This is a genomic window from Leptospira dzoumogneensis (assembly GCF_004770895.1).
GTDB classification, from domain to species: Bacteria; Spirochaetota; Leptospiria; order Leptospirales; family Leptospiraceae; genus Leptospira_B; species Leptospira_B dzoumogneensis.
Genome location: NZ_RQHS01000016.1, coordinates 82,645 through 101,791 on the forward strand (window position 1 = coordinate 82,645; position 19,147 = coordinate 101,791).

The following is a 19,147-nucleotide window of genomic DNA, read 5'->3' on the forward strand; positions in this document are numbered from 1 at the left end:
TCACTTCTTGAGCAATTTTATAATTAAAATATAAGTGATCGGTACATCGATGTAAGTAGGGGCTGTTAGATTGGCTGATCTATATATAAAATAGCCCAAGCAGAAATACACTCTCATATTCCTTACTTGGGCCGATTCTCTGATCTTATTATAAAGAATTTTATTTCTTAGCGATAAACCAATCGAAACTAAAACTTGCTACATTCGCTTGGGTCTCGTCAAAAAGTTCCACCCCTACGGTAAGTCCAGCCCTTCCCTTCTTCTCAAGTTGGGCCATAAACGTGGACCATTCTTGTTCGTCGATAACTCCTCTGGAGACTACTCTGCCTTGTGCTGGCTTCTTATATTTTACTTCTGATTTGCGAACAACCGGAATAATTTCAAAAGGGAGAGAAGCTACTCTGGAAAGTAAATATTCACCTCCGCTTCCTTCTGCGAGAGCGAATAACGCTGCGGCGTGTCCGGAGCCTACATGATTTTTATAGATTGGTTTGTCTTCCATGACTAAGAGAGCATCCTCTCCCTGTTTAGGTCTGGAAAGCTGGATATGTACATTGAACGGTATGGACAAAACGTCGAATTTCTCTGTCATATGCCTAGTTAGAAATTTCGTTCGTTTTATATCAAATCGAAAAGAAGGTAGATGATCGATTTATTCTTAGATTCGTTTGTAAAACGAACTTTTGGATCATTCCATATCCAGCATTTTCATCTGGTATTGTAATTTTCCTCTCGAGATTTTCAGAAGCCTTGCCGCCTCGGATTTATTTCCTTTACATTTCTGTAATGCTGTTTCAATCAATCTTCTGGAATACATAGAGACCAGAGGTTCGAATCCTGCCGCATAAGATCCGTTTGCGATCGGGATCTCTCCCATTTCTTCTCTTTGAGAACTTTTAAGTTCCAATAATTCAGGGGGAAGATCCGAAATTTTGATATGATCCCCTTTAAGATCCGCAAGCGTTCGGATGATACAATTCTCCAATTCTCTAATATTTCCTGACCAAGGGAATTCCAAGAACAGATCCATAACATCTTCGCTTATATTGGGTTTATCCATTTCCATTTGTTTGGAATAATGTTCTACGAATCGATTCGTAAGAAATGGAATATCCGATCTTCTTTCCCTTAAAGGAGGGATCCCAATTTCGAATACATTGATCCTATAATATAGATCTTCTCTAAAAGTTCCTTTTGCTACCATGGATCTCAAATTTCTGTGAGTAGCAAAGATCGCTCTGCATTCTGCCTTAAGCTCCGAACGTCCTCCTACTTGTTTGTATTTACGTTCTTGCAATAATCTTAATATTTTAGGCTGGATCTCTATAGGCATCTCGCCCACTTCGTCGAAAAATAATGTTCCGCCGTTTGCTTCCGCAACTAACCCCGCATAATCGGACTTTGCGTCTGTAAATGCTCCTTTTACATAACCGAAAATCTGGCTTTCCCAAAGATTTGCAGGTACAGCGGCGCAGTTGATCGGAACAAATGGGCTGTCTTTCCCTCTTCCCAATTCATGAAGAAGTCCCGCAATGATCTCTTTTCCGGTACCAGTCTCTCCTGTGATCAATACAGGTTGTTCTCTTCCCGAAATTCTTTCCACTCGATCCACTACCGCCTGCATACTTCTGGAGGCGTATATTAAGGTTTTATTAGATAATACTCTTTCCTGAGGGACAGCGTCATAGATAGAATCCCTTTCTAAAATGGTCCTTTCCAAATTGGAAGTATATTGTTGTAGTTCTTGCCTTGCTTCTCGAATGGAACGGACCATTGCATTGAATGCTTGGGTCAAGAGTCCTATCTCGTCCTTGTTTCGGACTTCTACTTCGACGGAAAGTTCACCTCCTTCTACCCTATCTAATCCTTTTAATAAAGCGAATAGAGGATTTAAGATGGAAATTTTCATAAAGATCAGAAACCCGAAGATCAATACGCATAGACCTACAAAAAGCCGGATCGCCCAATCCAAAACATATCCGTGAACAAAACTTCTGTAAGAAGAATATTCCAGTCCCATCTCGGTATTATTTATGAAATTCTGATATACAATCAGAGGTTTTCCGGAAGAAGTCAGAACAAAAGAACGAACTCCTAAAACTGCGGCGCTCAGATCCGATTTGGAAGTATTTTCCCCTATTTTAGAAAGAAAAACGGAATCTTTAGGAGGAGATATTAGTTTCGCATTTTGTAATACATTAGTTTGGATACTATCGTATTCATTTTCTATTGCCTTGCTCAATCCGCCTGACATTACCTGGGTCACAGATAGCGCCATTGCAAGAACTATAGTCAATATCCTCACTGTAAGAGAAGTCCTATGCCCTCCATAACTTACGAAGAATATATGAAATATAAAAAATCCGGAAATAACGGAAATTGCTAATGCGTTTACGAATATTTCCGCACTTACTTGGCCTAATCTGAATAAGGTAAGATAAATGGTAGGTATCAAAAAGTTCAGGAAGAAGGAGCCTAAGATCCCTGCAAGGGCGATCCTTTTCTGATCTTTATTCTTTAAGATCTGAACGATCGCGATCCCTATCACACTAAATACAAAAAATAAGGAGAAGATTGCGACCACTCTTCCAGGAAAAGTCGCAGTTAGATCCCAGTATTGTCCGTTAAACCTGAATGTTTTTGCCGCATCCTTTGTTTCCCATACGAACCAGAGAGAAATACATGCGGCAATCCCTAATTGTATCTTGAAAAGAATAGATGATACCTTAGGAAAAATAACGGATGGAAATTTCAGAAAAAATCTTTGAAAAAAAACCGCGGCAAACAATGCAGCGGATACAGTGATCCATCTATGTAATGCGCCTCTTGGATCCGTTTCAATGGATGCATATACACATGCAGAATATAAAAAGACTAAACATAAAAAAGAGAGCATCAACTCTCTGATCCCGGAGATCTTATTTTTTACGCTTAGGCAATACACTACTCCTAAAATACATAGAAGAACTGCGATCAAAAAGGAAAGGGTCAGGAATTGAAGATACATGAAATAAAAGCGGAGTTTAAAAAGACCATTCCGAAACGGAAGGTCAAGCGACATTTCGATTTTCTTGGATCAAGTTCCGAAACGCCGCTTAAGTGATAATTCTAACGTTTTCCTTTTTTATTAAAATATTCTTCCAATCTTTCTTTTATATTCTCTCTGATATCCGAATAGAAAAGCCCATAGTCGGAGATATGATAATTTTTCTTATTCCCTCTTCTGGATTCGTAATTCGGATTGGAAGGTAGATCCACCCAAAGCATCTCTCCTTCACATTTTGTTCTGACATAGGCCTTATCCAATTCGGAAAACTGGATACCCACTCCGCCTTTATGTTCTTCCTTCGGAGTTTCAGCACTATTCGGGGTCCAGTTCACTGGACTCACACAGACTCCACCTACATATCTTTCGGGCGGAAGTGCAAAATCAGAAAGTTGTGAACCCCATTTTTTGGAATTCCAACTGATATAACATCCTAGCTCTTTTGAGTTTTTGCATATTTGCAGATTTTTAAATTCAGAAGAATGTACTGCCCAACCAGGAAGATATGCAGCTACGAAGTTCGGGACCTTCTTCTTATCCAAATATTCTTTCAATACATAGACAAGCATCATAGAACCTTGGCTATGACCTGCGATAAAAAATGGTCTTCCTTGGTTATAATGTTTCAGATAATGATCGAATGCGGAAAGCACATCTTTTTTTGCGATCTCGAATGCCTTCTCTCCGTTTCCGGAATCATCTATAAAAGAATATAACGCCGCCTGTCTATATCTAGGCGCATACACTTTTGCAGATTCATTAAAAACGGATGCCTGCATTTTTAAAGGAGAAAGTCCGTAAACGATCAGACTACTTCCTATCTCGGCATTCCATCCTTCCGCCTTAATAAAAGTGGTAGGATGAACAAAGAATACATCCGCCTTCGCAGTATTTTGTCCGTCCTTGAAACCCGCTATCGAAGGGACCTCATCCGGATCGTCTTTCAATTCCGGAAGTGCTGCCCAGGATTCTTTTTTAGAATAATCGGGAGAAGGCGGAACATTCTCCCGGGTAAAAGGACCCGAAGGTTTGATCAAATAAAGAAAGATCGAAGTGCAGTTTGAAAATAAAAATCCCCAAAACAGTAAAGAAGAATATAAGAAAAGTTTCATGCGTTAGAAATCCTCCTCTTTCCCTTTGATTTTTTGGGAAAGATAGCAGAAGATAGAAAGCAATATCCGTGCCGAGTGGAGAAGGTCCCAATCTCATAATCCTTAGCATATAACCGCGATTCTACTAGTTTAGCGGAATAGAAATCGATTGAAATCAATCAATTGTCCATTTTCGGCGATTGAAAATGATCATTTGAATTTTCTTAGAATAGCGATTCCGCGAATACTTTCAAAATTTTGAATCCATTTTGTAGAACATACGCTATGCAAAACATTTTTTGCGTTAGGCACAGGTCTTGCTTTAGGAAGCATACCGGCCGAATGAATTCGGTTCGGGGAGGAAAAAAATGCTGAAGAGAATCACGATGTTAATGCCTCTATTGATCTGCGCACTGTTATTTGCAGGTGCTGGAGAAATGGATGCTGCTCGTTGTAAAACAACCGGTCTATTGATCAAGACGACTAGTTGCTCTTACTCTACAAAAAAGATCGAAGCAAGACCAGGAATATTCAGGGACGTAAGATACCAAGTACCTGAAGGAACTGCTCCTGCAGGAGGATGGCCTGTCGTAGTAATGTACCAAGGATCTTTCTTTACGGTACAATTCTCACGTACCCAAGGAGCACCTTTCGGAGGATATTACGAAGTAAAAGTCATCGAGAAGATGTTGGATAATGGATTTGCAGTGATCGCTCCGGATGCGGGGTTGGATCTTTTCTGGGAAACCAATCTGCCTACTATCTATGAACTTACTGCGGATTATATTTTCTTAAATAATCTGTTTGCCGCAATCCGCAATGGAAGTTTCGGGCCGATCAATTCGAATAAAAAATTCGCAACCGGTATTTCCAGCGGAGGATATAACACAAGCCGTATGGCAGTATCTTTCCCGGGAGAATTCAAAGCACTAGCGGTCCAATCCGGGTCTTATGCTACTTGCAGCGGGCCGCTTTGTATCGTTCCCACTCTTCCTTCCAATCATCCGCCTACATTCTTTATGCACGGATTTTTGGACGCTGTCGTTCCTTGGTGGACCATGGATTTGTATTATGACAAACTCAGATCCCAAGGGATCCCTACGGACAGATATACGGATTACCTAGCAGGGCATGAATGGGTATCCGCATCCGCAGGAAAAATATATTCTTGGTTTAACCAATACCGTTAAGTAAATTCCAACTCGAATCCGGTGATCCCCGCCGGATTCTTTTTTTAGGAAGGATCATGAGATCATTATCCAAATCGCAAATTCTAATCTTCTTATTTTTTATCACTGTTTTAATATTCTGCTTTTATTTTGTATTCTCTGGATCCGATCCGGAAATCCCTTTTATTTCGAAAACTCTTGAATCTTCAAAAGAACATCTCAGCTTTGCTGAAACTTCCAATGATCTTAGTTTTACTGAAGAAGTTTCTGAACCGGATCCTGAAAAAAATTTTACGGACTCTTTTGTATTAATCGAGCTAGTAAATTTTCCTTTTTTATCCAAGACCAGAGAGGTTTTTGAAAACCTGGGTGAGAATATTTTTCGTCCTGATCCAAACCAAACGGACAAAACAAAATCTTTTCATGAAAAACTGGAATATCTAGAGAACAAAAGATCTTTTACAGGCCTAAGCATATTCGAAGAAGAAGAATTCACACTTCTGCAGTTGAGAAAAAAAAAGGATCTCCGAGAGATCCTGAACAAAACATTCGAAAAGCTTAAAGAAGAACTTTCTGAGACCCGGAGAAAAGAATTCCAAACGGAACTGGAATCTTTGGATCGATCGATCTCCGAACTTTCTAAAAAGACCGGAAACCATTAGCCTTATTTACGCATTAGGTCGATCTTTGGAACCGACCTTTATATTTTCTATTTTCCTATCTCTATGTATTTCCTTTTAGAATGTAGTGGTGAATACCGGCCCGATCGCCCAGGATCTATTAAAGCTAAATAAGATCTCAGGCTCGGAATATGCATAATTCGCCATGATCCCCATATTCGGATGCAGAAACACTAGCAAGGTAGCTGAAACGTTCCAAGCTGCTTGGGAAAAGTTCCTTCTCGCATTGATCGTAAGGCTTATGAACTTTTTATAATCCATAAAGAAGACAACTCCTGCACTTCTTGCCTGTCTGGACACCTGTGTCATTGAGTCAACAGTGCTTACAGAACCTACTCCTTGATAATACCATGCGTCTAACATTCCATTCGGATCCGCAGGATATCCATTCACATTATTCTGCACGGTTCCCGCAGTAGTTCTTACATTGATATGGTATTCGTTGCCTGCGTATTGGAAATAAGGGGTGATATACCAGCTTTGAATAGGCAGCTTTATACGAAGCCCTGCCTTACCTACATCGGAACTATATCCATCGTCCGCATCTATAGTAGGAAAAGATTCGTATAGTCCGTTGCCCACAGTGGTACCAATAACGTTACGCGCCTTGTAATAAGCTCCGAAAGCGGCATATCCTATCCCTACCATCGGTTGGACATAACGACTTATATTCATATAATAGTCCAGGTTGGTAGAATAAACATTGCCTCCCGCATTTCCTTCCGCGGTATTCACTCCTATCCGAGGATTCCTAAGAGGCTGAAAATTCACATCCACTCTGGCGTAAGTAGCTTGGAAAACCAATGAGTCACTTAGTACCATGAACTGTAATCCTTTTTGAGGACCAATCCCCTCTACTCCTAAGTCCATGGCTCCATTTTGTGTAAGACCGCTGACTCTGCCTAAAGAAGGAATTTCTCTTTGGCCTGAGTTTGGATTTACATAGTTAAACGGAAGTTTCGTTTGTAATTGTAAATCGAATTGCCCGGCAAAGGCTCCGAGTAAAATTCTCCATTTGTCTTTAGGCGGTTCCGCAGTTTCTTTTTCCTCTGCGGAGATCGGTAAGACCATCAATGGAAGAAATAGTAAAAGAACAAATGCCCTCACTAACTTCCCTTTCCATCCGTATCGCATTAACATTCTCCTCGTTTTTATACGAGTCTCCTAAATCCATTTTGAAGTTTTCAAGAGACTAACCTTCTTAAGCAGTTTTCGTGCCAGAAAGAAATTTATAAAACTTCTCGGAGAAACTTGCTTAAAACAAAGAGATAAAGCATTCCAATAGGCAACTGATTGAAATCGATCGACCGTTCTCTGCCATACTGATTGAAAACAATCAATGTTTCAGGTTCCAAAACGATTGGAATAAATTAAATGCGAAATCAAGGCAAGATACGAAGAAACATCCAAGATAAAAATCCAAACTAGGATTGGCACGTTTCCTGCTAAAAGTCTTCGGGGGCCTTATGAGCTTAGAGCTGACTTTTTTTTCTTTTGGATCTTTGATCGTTTGTATATTCACTGCGGTACTGGGAAGTTTTTTAGCCGCGATCCGGAACAGATCCAAATCCAGTTCTTATTTGGCTGGGGCATTTTTCTTATTATCTATCCACGCATTCGCATTTGTGATCGCGTATAGTATAGATTCTCCCATAGCCGCCTATCATAGATGGCTTATTTTAGCCGTTATTCCCGCATTTTCTTGTATGGGACAGTTCTTCTTCTTTTATCCGAGTCCTATAAAGGAAAAATTCGCATTTCGTTTTTTGAGCGCTCAACTACTCGTTTGGCTGGCCTTCTCATTATATTATATTTTTTGCACATTCAATAAGCCGCCTATATTCGATTTTACGGAACAGATCTGGACATTCTCTCTTCCTTTGGAGAACAAGATCCTTGGAGTTTTGGTCTTAGTTTATTCTTTTCTGATGATATTTACGGGGATATGGAGAAGTTGGACTGCTTCCAAAGAATCCAATCGTTTTACGGGACTATTCGTCTTATTCTTCTCTCTTTTGATCTTTCCTCCAGTGATCGCAAATAGTATGAGCCGCGCAGGACTTATCTCCAGGACGGATTTTCTGACTGTTTATACATTTTTTATGATCCCGGGAAGTTTTGTGATCCTGGTACTTTATATCAATACAACTTCTGACCAAACTCGTTTTCTAAACAGGATCACTGGGATTTGTTTAGGGACATTCTTACTCATTCTTTATTGGATAGGACTCGCTTCCGTTTCCAGGCAAGAAGATACATTCGATCTGAGTAAATTGAGAGAAGCGGAGAATTCGATTTTTATAAAGAAAAATGGCCCAAAAACGGAATCTGCCGCCCGTATTGGAACTCCCACAAAACAGGAATCAAACTCTTCTCCGCATGTAGGAGCTCCTACATCTCCAGACTCCCTCAAAAGATATCCAAGACAGTCCTATGGATACTATGATTCCGTTTTTCCTTCGGAAGCAGAACGTTATTTTGTGGAAGGTAACAAAGAAGAGCCAAGATCCGTATTATATAAATTCGCTTTAGAAGATCAAAAATATGAAGTAAAATTTCCGTACGAAGAATATAGAAACTTTCTTCATACAGCGATCAGGCCTTATTTTTTAATTTTATTCATTACCGTACTCGTGGTCCTTTTTGGGTTCAGACTTTTTTTTAGAGGAGCGATCTGGAATCCTCTCAAAAATTTATTAATTGGAATTGATAAAGTAAACCAAGGAGATCTAAACACAAAGATCCAGGTCCGCATCCAAGACGAGATCGGTTTTCTTACCGATTCATTCAATGGAATGGTAAGTTCCATCCGAGAAGCAAGAACCGCTCTCTCCGTATATGCGGATACATTAGAAGATCAAGTTAAAGACAGGACTTCCAGGCTTACAAAATTATTGGAACAACAACAAGGAGATTATTTTTTAACGTCCCTTCTTCTTAAACCCTTTGGAATAGATACTATCCGGAACGGAAGAGTTTTCATAGAATCATTCACCCGCCAGAAAAAACAGTTTGTGTTCAAAGAACAAAACCACGAGATCGGCGGAGATCTTTGTATGTCCACCAGCCTCAAGATAGGAGGCGCAAATTGTACAGTGTTCATGAACGCGGACGCAATGGGAAAATCGATCCAAGGGGCAGGAGGTGCAATCGTTTTAGGCTCCGTATTCGGTGCAATTTTAAACAGAACCCGGCTCTTCGAAGATAAAACATTAGAGTTAAGTCCTCAGCGTTGGTTGAGATCCGCTTTTTTAGAACTTTCTAAAGTATTTGAAATATTCGAAGGAAGTATGTTGGTCACCGCAGTCCTGGGAGTGATAGAAGAATCCACAGGCAAAACCTATTTAGTTAACGCAGAACATCCTTCTCCTATCTTATACAGGAACGGAAAAGCAAGTCTGATCCCGACCAAACATTTTTTCAATCGTATAGGATTACCTTTCGATCCATCTGCAACATTTACGGTCCAATCATTTCAACTAAAGATCGGAGATTGTTTGTTCTTAGGATCCGACGGCAAAGATGATTTGATAGTAGGTATCCGAGAAGATGGAAGTAAAGAGATCAACGAAAACCAAGAAGCATTTCTATCTAGGATAGAAGAAGCGAAAGGAGATCTGCATAAGATCTACCAAGACATGGAAGAATATCTTACGGACGATATTTCTTTTTTAAAGATAGAATACTCTCTTTCTAAAGAGCCGATTAAAATGAACGGTCAACCTGCAAGACTCGTATCAAAAGAAATAAATTAAAACAATAAGGAGAAAAAAAATGCAAAGTGGATTTTTATTGGAGATAGTTCTCCCGATCTCACTTTTTATAATCATGTTCGGGATGGGACTATCTTTGACACTCAAAGATTTCGAGAGAGTGGCTTTATTTCCTAAAGCAGTATTGGTCGGACTTTTAGCCCAACTTTTACTGTTACCTTTTTTAGGATTTATGGTAGCTACAATGTTCCATCTGGAACCATTGCTTGCAGTTGGATTAATGGTATTATCCTGCTGTCCTTCCGGCCCTACTTCAAATATGTATTCGTATTTGTTTAAAGGTGATGTGGCTCTATCCGTAACATTAACCGCCCTAATTAGCGTGATCAAACCTTTCACTCTTCCATTTTTAACTTACTATTCAATGGTATATTTTATGGGAGAAGGGAAAACGATAGATCTCCCTATTTTCAAAACAATTGTACAACTATTTGTGATCACTGTGCTACCGGTAGGGATCGGAATGGCTGTAAAAAATTATTCTCCTAAATTTGCAGAAGGTTGTGAGAAGCCTGTAAAAGTTTTTTCGATGATAATTCTATTCGCGATCATCGCAGGATTGGTCCGACAGAACTGGGAGAAAATGTGGGGATTTTTTGCTCAAAGTGGAGCCGCTGCACTTACCATGAATTGTATTTGTATCAGTCTTGGATTTTTGCTCGGCCTACTCTTACGATTAAGCAGGACCCAAGCAGTTACGATCGCATTCGAATTAGGGATCCAAAATGGAACCACAGCACTTTTGGTGACAGGAACAATTTTGCAAGTTCCAACGATGACGGTTGTCCCTATCACTTATAGCCTTCTCATGTTTGTGACCGCACTGGTATTCGGGTTATTTATTTTAAAGAATAGAAGATCCATTTTAGACCAACCTTCTTTAGAAAGAGTAAGCTAAACCTTAGAAATAAAAAACCCCGAAAGAAGTTTCTCTCGGGGTTTTAAACTTTAGAGTTAAGCCTTATATCTTTCGATGAGCATTGAACCTGCAATTCCTCCATGAGCACATGCAGTGAGTAATACTTTATTCGCTTTAGGATCTTCTTGCAGATCCATGATCGCATTATTCACTAAACGAACTCCTGTAGCTCCGAATGGGTGACCGATCGCGATGGATCCTCCATTAGGATTGATCTTCTTCTCATCGAATTTTTTCTCCCAATCCCAACCGGTATCCATTTTTAACTGTTCCATTGCCGCAACCGCAGTGGCAGCATAAGCCTCATGGATCTCTACATAATCCATATCTTCTAATTTCAATTGCAGGTCTTCCAACAGACCTTCTGTGGCAACTGCTTGTCCAAGTCCCATAAGATTCGGATGAACACCTTTCATTCTCCATCCGGAAAGTAGTCCTTCTATCTTTAAGCCAAGAGCTTTAGCTTTTTCAACAGTAGTGATGATCACTCCTGCTGCCCCGTCGGAACGAGGGCTCGCGTTAAAAATGGAAACTGTAGGCCCATGTGTTTTCTTCAGATCTTTACCGTATTTTTTCTTAAAGTCTTCGAACTTACTTTGAGGATTATCGAAAAGAAGCATCGCTCTTCCCATGCGGCTTGGATTTTCTACGAGACCTTTTCTGAGTTCTACAGCCTCGTCTATTTTAAGCATATTCCCTTCTTGGTCTTTTACGGGAATGATAAACTGTTCGTATTTTCCCGACATAGAAGCTTCGTAAGTACGTTTAAATGATTCGAAAGCTACTTTATCTGTGATCTCACGAGATAATTCGTAGTTCTGTGCGAGAATCTCCGCGGTCACCTGCATTCCGTAAGAATTCTCCCCATCATCCAAACCGTCTTCCAAGGTATCTCTAAGCTCCACTCCTTCCGGAAGATTATCTGGAAGAAGTTTATTCAATTTTTCTAATGATCCTGTTTTCTTATTTAGGCGAGCGTTTTTAACTATAAAAGGCATGTCAGTCTGAGATTCTTCCCCGATTACCAGAAAGACTTCTCCTTCTCCCAAAATGATCCTGCGTGCGGCTTCGGAGACGGCTTCTATCCCGGATACACAGTTATTGGAAAGTGTGATGGAAGGAATTTCATCTCTGAGTCCGATCAGATTTGCGATCACGCGGGCGGGATTCGGAGAACTTGGAAAACCTTCTCCCACTATGATCCCGTCTATATCTTCTTTTTTGATCCCACTTTTTTGAATAATACTCTCCGCTACTATCTTTCCCAAATGATGGGCGGGATAAGCTCCTAATCCTTTCGCGATCTGTGCGAATGGAGTTCTTAAAGGTGTGCAAATTGCGAGTTTAGTTTCGAGTTTCATCGTTTTTCTCCTTATTTGTTTTAGAAAAATCACATATGGTGCATATACACTATTTAGACTCCAAAACGAAGAACATTGAAAGCAAAAGAAATAAAAAACCCTGAAGAAGTTTCCTTCTCCAGGGCCTTTATTCAACTCAAGAAACTAAGGATTAACCTTCGAATCTTTCGATGAGCATTGCTCCTGCAATTCCACCGTGAGCACAAGCGGTAAGGACCACTTTTTTAGCTTTAGGGTCTTCTTGAAGGTCCATGATCGCGTTATTCACCAAACGGATACCAGTAGCTCCGAATGGGTGACCGATCGCGATAGATCCACCGTTAGGGTTGATCTTCTTCTCGTCGAATTTTTGCTCCCATTTCCAACCGGTATCTTTTTCGATTTGGACAAGAGCTGCAACTGCAGTAGCTGCAAATGCTTCGTGGATCTCAACGTAGTCTACGTCTTCTATCTTAACTCCGGTGTCTTTAAGAAGTGATTCGGTAGCATAAGCTTGTCCGATCCCCATCAGGTTAGGATCTACACCATACATTTTCCATCCGGAAAGAACTGCTTCGATCTTTAATCCAAGAGCTTTAGCTTTTTCTACAGTTGTTAAGATAACACCAGCTGCTCCATCAGAACGAGGGCTCGCGTTAAAGATAGAAACTGTTGGTCCGTGAGATTTTTTAAGATATTTGGAATACTTAGTTTTGAACTCATCAAATTTCATCTGAGGGTTGTCGAAAAGAAGCATTGCTCTTCCCATACGGCTTGGGTTTTCAACAAGTCCTTCACGAAGTCCAACCGCCTCGTCGATAGTAAGTTCGGTTCCGTCTTCGTCTTTCATTGGGATAATGAACGGAGCGTATTTTCCTGCTTTAGAAGCTTCTAATGCTCTTTTGAAAGATTCGAAAGCTAATTTGTCAGTGATCTCTCTAGAAAGTTCGTAGTTCTGAGCAAGGATCTCAGCAGTTACTTGCATTCCGTAAGAAGTTTCTCCGTCGCCTAGTCCGTCCTCAAGAGTGTCTCTAAGTTCAACACCTTCAGGAAGATTGTCAGGAAGAAGTTTTTTCAGTTTATCCAAAGATCCTGCTTTCTTGTTCAATCTTGCGTTTTTCACAACGAAAGGCATAGAAGTTTGGGACTCTTCTCCGATTACCAGGAAAAGTTCACCTTCTCCGAGAATGATACGACGAGCTGCTTCGGAAAGAGCTTCGATCCCGGATACACAGTTGTTAGAAACAGTGATCGAAGGAACTTCGTCTCTGAGTCCGATTAGGTTAGCGATCACTCTCGCGGAGTTCGGAGCGTTAGAGAAACCTTCTCCAACTACGATTCCGTCGATTTGATCTTTTTTAACTCCACTCTTTGCAATAATGTCTTCAGCCACTATACGACCTAGGTGATGGCCAGGATAGGGTCCTAAAGCTTTCGCAATTTGAGCGAAGGGAGTTCTTCTTGGCGTACAAATCGCCAATTTTTGATCGAGTTTCATTGTCTTTCTCCAGACCTTTTATTTGGTACGTTCATTAGAATAAGATAATATTTCATTTGGAGGCCCCCTCAGGGAATTCAGTGACCCTTGCGAACACTTTCAGCAAATCCTCACCAGGTTTTTTAGGTCTGGACTTGCTTACGGATACTACGAGTAGATCATCCATGGATTCCGCTAAAATTTCTCCAGTTTCGGAGTCGCTGACCTCTTGTCTCATACGGCTCCAAATTTTATCAAAACTATGAATCCAAGTTTGTATCTTAGCTCTTCTGCCTGCGGCGAGAGGTTTACGATAACGGATCTTTCCACCCATATAAAAAAGTGTGGTGTCCATTGCGACCAGATCTTCTAAGCTAAGTCCACATTCTGCGGTAAAATTCCAGCGACCTTCTTCCAATAATCTCCAATAATGAGAAGGATTATAGTCGCCGAATGGATTTCTTTCGCAGTAAAAAAGATCTCTTACTGCAAGTGTACGATCGCAAGATCCTGAAAAAGAAGGTATTGATTCGAATGAAGTGATCAGTTCATCGGAAGGATCTTGGGCTGCGATAAGTTGGAAAGGTTTTCCGTCCTTCTCCGTTCTTGCTAATGTTCTGATCTCTGCGGCAACTTTTCCGTTTGGATCCAAAACTTCTTGGGAGAAGGTTAACAGGCCGTCTTGGCCGGAGCGATAACCAGTGCGTATGGATAATTCAGTGTTTTCCATTTGTTGGGCAAGAAAGCGTATATCCGCCCCGACGGTTTGTAATCGAACCGATTCTTCGATCATTCTTTTCCAAGAATAGCCCGCTTCTTCTAAGATACGATATCTATCCCCTAGACAAGAGTCTTCATAAGTCCTGCTAGTGGTGTGTCTTTGCGTATCTAGATCCGAAAATCTGGTCCTGACTTGATCTTTTTCCGTAACAGACATTTTGAATCGTCCTGACACTAGCTTAGACCCCTGGGAAATCGGGGCAATAAAAAAATACAGAACGTTCGTTCTGGTTTTTTATACGCTAAACCCAAATTCTATTGACGAAACGAGGTTTTTAGGGCAATACTGAAAAAATAACGTATTTAAGCACATGACCGCTCAGAGAAAAAAAAGAGATTCCGGGGCCAGTGTCCGAGAAAGAATTCTAGATACTGCGACAGATCTTTTCTATAAACAGGGATTTTCCAATACCGGAATGAGACAGATTATCCAAGAATCCGGTTCGGTTGCTGCTAGTCTTTACGATCATTTCCCTTCTAAAAAAGAATTAGGCATCGCTTACCTTGCTCGCCAGGAAGAAAAGACTCTTTCCGATCTTGCTTCTCTTATGGAAAGATATCCAGAGGTCCAAGAATTTTTAAGAGCTTGGGTGATCTTGAAAGAAAGACAGATCCGCCATCATGAATTTTTCGGAGATCCGTTTGCAGGTTTTGCAAATCAAGTCATGGATGCGGATCCTGAATATACTGAATTTCTAAAAGGTATCGCTGAGAAATGGACTAAGATGATCCGAGATTATCTGAGCCGCGCGGTTGCTTCCGGGCAATTTTCAAGAGCGATGGATATTCAATATGTTTCCAGAAGAGTATTGATGGCTTACCACGGCTCCATCACTCTTTGGAGAATGACAAAAGATCTGCGCTATATTAGAGAAATGGAAGATAGCTTGAGAGAGATCTTCGAAGATTATACCGCTAAATAGATCGAAATTTATCTCCGGGCTTTGGCCCCGAACTTGATCTTAGAAGCAGATCTATTCCTTTGGGGCTCCTCTATCACATCTCGTAATTCCGTTTTTTCTGCCTGTATAAGTTTTAAAGGGCTCTCAACACTTACCTTACAATCCTGCGTATGTGTTGCGGAGAAGTTAGTAACCGCCAGCATCATCTGGGTCCAAGCAGTCATCGTTTCCGGATTTCTTTTCGCACTTTGTAATCCGTAAATGATCGGGTCTTTCATCTTATCCATAAGATTGCAGGAAGGAAAATAGATCCCCGCTCCCTTCTTCAAAAATCTAGAAACAGGAATAAAAAGAAAATTTCTGATATGGCTCGGCTTTCCTTTAGAAGCCTCTGCAAACTTCAGATAGAGGATCAGATTTTTTTCTGCGAGAGTTTCCGCTTCCTTTATAGAGGCGGGATTTTTTCTCAATATGGAAGAAGATTTCGCAAATCCTCTTTCAATCTCATGCCGGATATGTCGAGCACATAGATGCTGGATCATCTCCCATCCTCCGAGCACGACCGCTTGGGGACGATAATATGCGATCGAATCGTCATTTTCCAGATAGAAATGTCTTCCTTCTTTCTGGTTCAGATCATAATACAAATCCCCTATGATCACACTATTAGATGCGTGTTCCTCGGCGGAATGTCTCAATTCGTCCAAGGCAACCGCATCCGTCAAAGGAACAAAAGAGTCACTTCCCGCCAAAAAATCTAAACAACTTCCGATAAACTCGTGGTGTTCACTGTGCTCCTGGTAAGCGGTTACTTGAGGAGAATTGCAGTTGAATAGAAAGAATAAAGTATTTAGAAAAAAGAAAGTGATGCGAGCCATAATCTGATCGAGCGAGTATTTCACATTCCTTAGATTCTGTCGGTCAAAATCTTAGATCCGGTCCTATAAATATTCGGATTTAGATTGATTATAAAAGCCTTCCGCACTCTTGAAGTCCGGGACAGGATACTCGTTCAAAAATAAATTTCCAGTCTTAGGATTTTAGATTTGAAATAGAAAGATTATATAACTAATGTTCATCCCTCATGAAAGAGAAACCCGGCATTTTTAAGAAGCTCCGTTACCATTTCGATAATTTTATGTCTAGGGGTGGAGGTTCCGTATTCGCAGCATTGATGACCCTATTCTTAGGAGCGTTTATATTCTTATCTTTAATGCGGATCCTTGGAGCGCTTTTATTTCCCGATGAATCCATTAAAGGATCCGGCGACTTTTTATGGAGAGTATTTTTGCAGATCTCGGACGCGGGAGCGGTGGCAGAAGACGGGGAATCCAATTGGTTCAATAAGGTTATCGGTATCATAAGCGTATTTTCCGGTTTAGTTTTATTTTCCAGCTTAGTTGCGTTTATCACGAATCAATTCGATCAAAAGATCCAAGAACTCAGAAAAGGGAAAAGTGAAATTTTAGAATCGGATCATACTTTGATCTTAGGTTTTGGGGTTCGCACGATCGAAATATTAAGAGAATTAATAGAAGCAAACTCTTCCGAATCAGGAAAAACGGCGGTCATACTCGCAGACCGAGATAAGGAAGAAATGGATGATTTTCTTTTCGAAAATTTACAGGATACAAAGACCACAAAAATTATCACCAGATCCGGATTACCTTCGCATCTTCATTCTTTAAAAAAAGTAAATGCCTCCAAAGCGAAAAGTATCATTATCTTAAATCCTTCCGGTTCGGAGGAATCGGAAGAGGGTAAATCTATAGGAGATGCAAAAGTATTAAAGTCCATCATGGCACTTGTCGCATTAAACGGGGAATCCGGACTTCCTCCTATCGTTGCAGAACTTCATGGATCAGAAAATCGTAATATTGCTTCGGATCTTTCCGGATCCGTTCAGGTCATGGATGAAAGAAGTATCCTTTCCAAATTGCTTGTACAAACTTCCAGGACATCCGGTCTTGCGATCGTATATTCGAATCTGGTCGGCTTTGAAGGAAATGAGATCTATTTTTATAAACCGAAGAACGGTTGGAGAGGTTTAAACTATTCTGAAATTTCGTTTAGATTCAAGGAATCGGTTCCGTTAGGTTTCAGAAAGATTAGCGGGGAAATCGTTCTAAATCCGGACCCTGAATATTTACCTGAGAATGAAGAAGATGCGATCATCCTTGCAGAAGATGATTCTAAGATAAAATTCGATGATAAACCTGTTGTCGTAAATGCCGCACTTTCTTATCCAAATACTACTTTGTCCCGGCCTATCGATAAACAATTGATCATCGGTTGGAACTCTAAGAGTAAGATTATAGTGAACGAATATGCTAAATTTTCGTCTCCTGATTCCCAAATTGATCTTCTGATAAATGAATCCAACGAAGAGATCAAATCCGCACTTGCAAAACTAAAACAAAAATATCCTCAGATCAAACTAAGATCCTTGATCGCAAACCTTTCCCAAGAAGGTATTTTGGAGAAACTTTCTCCGGAACAGTATGATTCCGTAATATTCTTAGCCGAGGAGAAGGAAAACATCGAAGAAGTAGACGCAAGAACCATTTCTCTTTTGTTAAGATTTCGCCAATATTTTAAGAAGAAACACCAGGCAGGCGGTAAAAAGGCGGAGACCCAGCTTATTACAGAGATCATGAATTCCGAAAATACGGAATTAGTTTTGGAAACCGGAGTGAAGGATTTTTTGATCTCGAACCAATTCGTTTCCAAGATGATGGCACAGGTTTCCCAAGAACCGGATGTGATGAGAGTTTACGATAGTTTGTTCGATCCGGAAGGAAGTGAGATCTATCTTAAACCTGCATTCTTATATTTCGAGGATTTTCCAAAACGTGTGAACTTTGCAGATTGTATGTTAGCGGCTCAGCAAAGAAAGGAAACCTGCTTTGGAATAAGGATCGTTTCGGAAGAAACGGATGAATCCAAGGGTTACGGCGTATATCTGATCCCGGATAAATTGGAATTTTTTACATTCCACGAATCGGATTCTTTGATCGTTTTATCCGAAGACCAATCTTAGTTTAACGTTTCTTCTTAGGTTTTGCTTTTTTAGGAGAAGGTTTCGCAGCCTTCTTCTTAGAAGTACTTACTTTCTTAGTCGCAGCAGTCTTAGAAGTGGCTTTTTTAGAAGGAGCAGAGGCGACTGTTTCCTTCTTCATATCTTCCTTAGCAGCCGGTTTTTGTTTGATAGGAAGCGGATCCTTCTTCTCTTCCGAAGTAACTAAAGAGCCAAGACATTCTATCCCTAGTGGTCCTAAATATAAATTCAAATGTCCATATTCAGGGATCTCTACATCATCAAAATGGCCGAGAGTAGCGCTTTCCCAAGGACGGACGATACCTTCTCCCTTTGTAAATACTGCTTGTACATTATGAAATTTTGAATAAGTTTCTACAACTTCCTTAACCAACTTGGATCCAGGCATCATTTGCCAGGTGCAAGGGAAGATCGGAGCAAGATAGGCCATATAAGTTCCGTGCATAGGAGATCCTACCACGAAAATTTTCCGGACCCTGTCTCTTCCTTTATAACTTAAACCTGCAGCGATCAGTCCTCCCATCGAGTGGCAGATCAGATAACAGTCTTTGATATTCTTCTCTATTAAGAAATTCTCAAGTATCTTACTTTTTTTACGTATATTTCCGGTTTGGAATCCAAGTGGAACTACATAAACAGGATGCCCTAGAGAGATTAGATGTTTGCGCATCGCAGTCCAAGTCAGACCTCTTCCTAAAAATCCGGAAACGCATACGATCGGGCGTTTGTATCCTTCGGTATGATCCGGGAGTTCTATAAAGATCCCCAGGATATGACAGAAAAAATAATATATATGGTGATAGATCTCGGCTAAATGTTGTACGATTACAGGACGGATATTCCCTTTTTCGGGAAGGTAAGTAAGATGGTCTCTCTTCATTCGGTTTCTGCCGCGGGCGAAAATCCCGCCCT

The 19,147-nt window shown here is 40.6% G+C and carries 15 protein-coding genes; 6 read left to right on the plus strand and 9 right to left on the minus strand.

Annotated features, from left to right (window positions below):
• Positions 1-160: 160 nt before the first annotated feature.
• From EHR06_RS10390 to EHR06_RS10400, 3 genes are all read right to left on the minus strand, one after another.
• Positions 161-592: a YiiD C-terminal domain-containing protein gene (locus EHR06_RS10390; protein ID WP_208757774.1), complete on the minus strand. Its 432-nt coding sequence runs from the start codon at positions 590-592 to the stop codon at positions 161-163.
• A 96-nt stretch (positions 593-688) separates the two neighbouring features.
• Positions 689-3,007, minus strand: coding sequence for a sigma 54-interacting transcriptional regulator (locus EHR06_RS10395; RefSeq protein ID WP_135756931.1), 2,319 nt, complete (start codon positions 3,005-3,007; stop codon positions 689-691).
• 101 nt (positions 3,008-3,108) lie between these two features.
• Positions 3,109-4,158, minus strand: coding sequence for a DUF3089 domain-containing protein (locus EHR06_RS10400; RefSeq protein WP_135756932.1), 1,050 nt, complete (start codon positions 4,156-4,158; stop codon positions 3,109-3,111).
• Between the two features lie 347 nt (positions 4,159-4,505).
• On the opposite strand from EHR06_RS10400, the gene EHR06_RS10405 reads away from it, so the two are divergent.
• Together EHR06_RS10405 and EHR06_RS10410 are read left to right on the plus strand one after the other, a co-directional pair.
• Positions 4,506-5,327: an extracellular medium-chain-length polyhydroxyalkanoate depolymerase gene (locus EHR06_RS10405; RefSeq protein WP_135756933.1), complete on the plus strand. Its 822-nt coding sequence runs from the start codon at positions 4,506-4,508 to the stop codon at positions 5,325-5,327.
• Positions 5,328-5,383: 56 nt separating this feature from the next.
• Positions 5,384-5,968: a hypothetical protein gene (locus EHR06_RS10410; RefSeq protein WP_135756934.1), complete on the plus strand. Its 585-nt coding sequence runs from the start codon at positions 5,384-5,386 to the stop codon at positions 5,966-5,968.
• A gap of 75 nt (positions 5,969-6,043) precedes the next feature.
• Here EHR06_RS10410 and EHR06_RS10415 read toward each other — a convergent pair whose 3' ends face one another.
• Positions 6,044-7,120 carry a hypothetical protein gene (locus EHR06_RS10415; protein WP_135756935.1) on the minus strand — a complete coding sequence of 359 codons (1,077 nt, stop codon included), beginning with the start codon at positions 7,118-7,120 and terminating at the stop codon, positions 6,044-6,046.
• A gap of 332 nt (positions 7,121-7,452) precedes the next feature.
• Between EHR06_RS10415 and EHR06_RS10420 the strand changes: the two genes are divergently transcribed.
• Both EHR06_RS10420 and EHR06_RS10425 read left to right on the plus strand, forming a co-directional pair.
• A complete protein-coding gene (locus tag EHR06_RS10420) occupies positions 7,453-9,741 on the plus strand; it encodes a SpoIIE family protein phosphatase (protein ID WP_135756936.1) in 2,289 nt (762 codons plus the stop codon).
• Between the two features lie 19 nt (positions 9,742-9,760).
• A complete protein-coding gene (locus EHR06_RS10425; protein WP_135756937.1) occupies positions 9,761-10,657 on the plus strand; it encodes a bile acid:sodium symporter family protein in 897 nt (298 codons plus the stop codon).
• A gap of 56 nt (positions 10,658-10,713) precedes the next feature.
• On the opposite strand, the gene EHR06_RS10430 is transcribed toward EHR06_RS10425, so the two are convergent.
• The 3 genes from EHR06_RS10430 to EHR06_RS10440 form a co-directional block, all read right to left on the minus strand.
• Positions 10,714-12,039 carry a thiolase family protein gene (locus tag EHR06_RS10430; protein ID WP_135756938.1) on the minus strand — a complete coding sequence of 442 codons (1,326 nt, stop codon included), beginning with the start codon at positions 12,037-12,039 and terminating at the stop codon, positions 10,714-10,716.
• Positions 12,040-12,190: 151 nt separating this feature from the next.
• Positions 12,191-13,516 (minus strand): thiolase family protein, encoded by a 1,326-nt coding sequence (locus EHR06_RS10435; protein ID WP_086447100.1) that lies wholly within the window; start codon positions 13,514-13,516, stop codon positions 12,191-12,193.
• Between the two features lie 52 nt (positions 13,517-13,568).
• Positions 13,569-14,432 carry a thioesterase family protein gene (locus EHR06_RS10440; protein ID WP_135756939.1) on the minus strand — a complete coding sequence of 288 codons (864 nt, stop codon included), beginning with the start codon at positions 14,430-14,432 and terminating at the stop codon, positions 13,569-13,571.
• Between the two features lie 154 nt (positions 14,433-14,586).
• Between EHR06_RS10440 and EHR06_RS10445 the strand changes: the two genes are divergently transcribed.
• On the plus strand, positions 14,587-15,198 hold the full coding sequence (locus EHR06_RS10445; RefSeq protein ID WP_135756940.1) for a TetR/AcrR family transcriptional regulator: 612 nt from the start codon (positions 14,587-14,589) through the stop codon (positions 15,196-15,198).
• An 8-nt stretch (positions 15,199-15,206) separates the two neighbouring features.
• On the opposite strand, the gene EHR06_RS10450 is transcribed toward EHR06_RS10445, so the two are convergent.
• Positions 15,207-16,055: a hypothetical protein gene (locus EHR06_RS10450; protein ID WP_135756941.1), complete on the minus strand. Its 849-nt coding sequence runs from the start codon at positions 16,053-16,055 to the stop codon at positions 15,207-15,209.
• 260 nt (positions 16,056-16,315) lie between these two features.
• Here EHR06_RS10450 and EHR06_RS10455 point away from each other — a divergent pair, with 260 nt between their 5' ends.
• Positions 16,316-18,217, plus strand: a complete 1,902-nt coding sequence (locus EHR06_RS10455) for a CASTOR/POLLUX-related putative ion channel (protein WP_208757775.1) — start codon at positions 16,316-16,318, stop codon at positions 18,215-18,217.
• Position 18,218: 1 nt separating this feature from the next.
• On the opposite strand, the gene EHR06_RS10460 is transcribed toward EHR06_RS10455, so the two are convergent.
• Positions 18,219-19,115, minus strand: coding sequence for an esterase/lipase family protein (locus EHR06_RS10460; RefSeq protein ID WP_135756943.1), 897 nt, complete (start codon positions 19,113-19,115; stop codon positions 18,219-18,221).
• Positions 19,116-19,147 lie beyond the last annotated feature (32 nt).

What these genes read in the sequence shown, in the direction of transcription:
- EHR06_RS10435 (WP_086447100.1), bottom strand. Translation starts at nt 13,516, where the DNA reads ATGAAACTCGATCAAAAATTGGCGATTTGTACGCCAAGAAGAACTCCC.
- EHR06_RS10390 (WP_208757774.1), bottom strand. Translation starts at nt 592, where the DNA reads ATGACAGAGAAATTCGACGTTTTGTCCATACCGTTCAATGTACATATC.
- EHR06_RS10420 (WP_135756936.1), top strand. Translation starts at nt 7,453, where the DNA reads ATGAGCTTAGAGCTGACTTTTTTTTCTTTTGGATCTTTGATCGTTTGT.
- EHR06_RS10395 (WP_135756931.1), bottom strand. Translation starts at nt 3,007, where the DNA reads ATGTATCTTCAATTCCTGACCCTTTCCTTTTTGATCGCAGTTCTTCTA.
- EHR06_RS10415 (WP_135756935.1), bottom strand. Translation starts at nt 7,120, where the DNA reads ATGCGATACGGATGGAAAGGGAAGTTAGTGAGGGCATTTGTTCTTTTA.
- EHR06_RS10460 (WP_135756943.1), bottom strand. Translation starts at nt 19,115, where the DNA reads ATGAAGAGAGACCATCTTACTTACCTTCCCGAAAAAGGGAATATCCGT.
- EHR06_RS10425 (WP_135756937.1), top strand. Translation starts at nt 9,761, where the DNA reads ATGCAAAGTGGATTTTTATTGGAGATAGTTCTCCCGATCTCACTTTTT.
- EHR06_RS10430 (WP_135756938.1), bottom strand. Translation starts at nt 12,039, where the DNA reads ATGAAACTCGAAACTAAACTCGCAATTTGCACACCTTTAAGAACTCCA.
- EHR06_RS10445 (WP_135756940.1), top strand. Translation starts at nt 14,587, where the DNA reads ATGACCGCTCAGAGAAAAAAAAGAGATTCCGGGGCCAGTGTCCGAGAA.
- EHR06_RS10450 (WP_135756941.1), bottom strand. Translation starts at nt 16,055, where the DNA reads ATGGCTCGCATCACTTTCTTTTTTCTAAATACTTTATTCTTTCTATTC.
- EHR06_RS10440 (WP_135756939.1), bottom strand. Translation starts at nt 14,432, where the DNA reads ATGTCTGTTACGGAAAAAGATCAAGTCAGGACCAGATTTTCGGATCTA.
- EHR06_RS10455 (WP_208757775.1), top strand. Translation starts at nt 16,316, where the DNA reads ATGTCTAGGGGTGGAGGTTCCGTATTCGCAGCATTGATGACCCTATTC.
- EHR06_RS10405 (WP_135756933.1), top strand. Translation starts at nt 4,506, where the DNA reads ATGCTGAAGAGAATCACGATGTTAATGCCTCTATTGATCTGCGCACTG.
- EHR06_RS10400 (WP_135756932.1), bottom strand. Translation starts at nt 4,158, where the DNA reads ATGAAACTTTTCTTATATTCTTCTTTACTGTTTTGGGGATTTTTATTT.
- EHR06_RS10410 (WP_135756934.1), top strand. Translation starts at nt 5,384, where the DNA reads ATGAGATCATTATCCAAATCGCAAATTCTAATCTTCTTATTTTTTATC.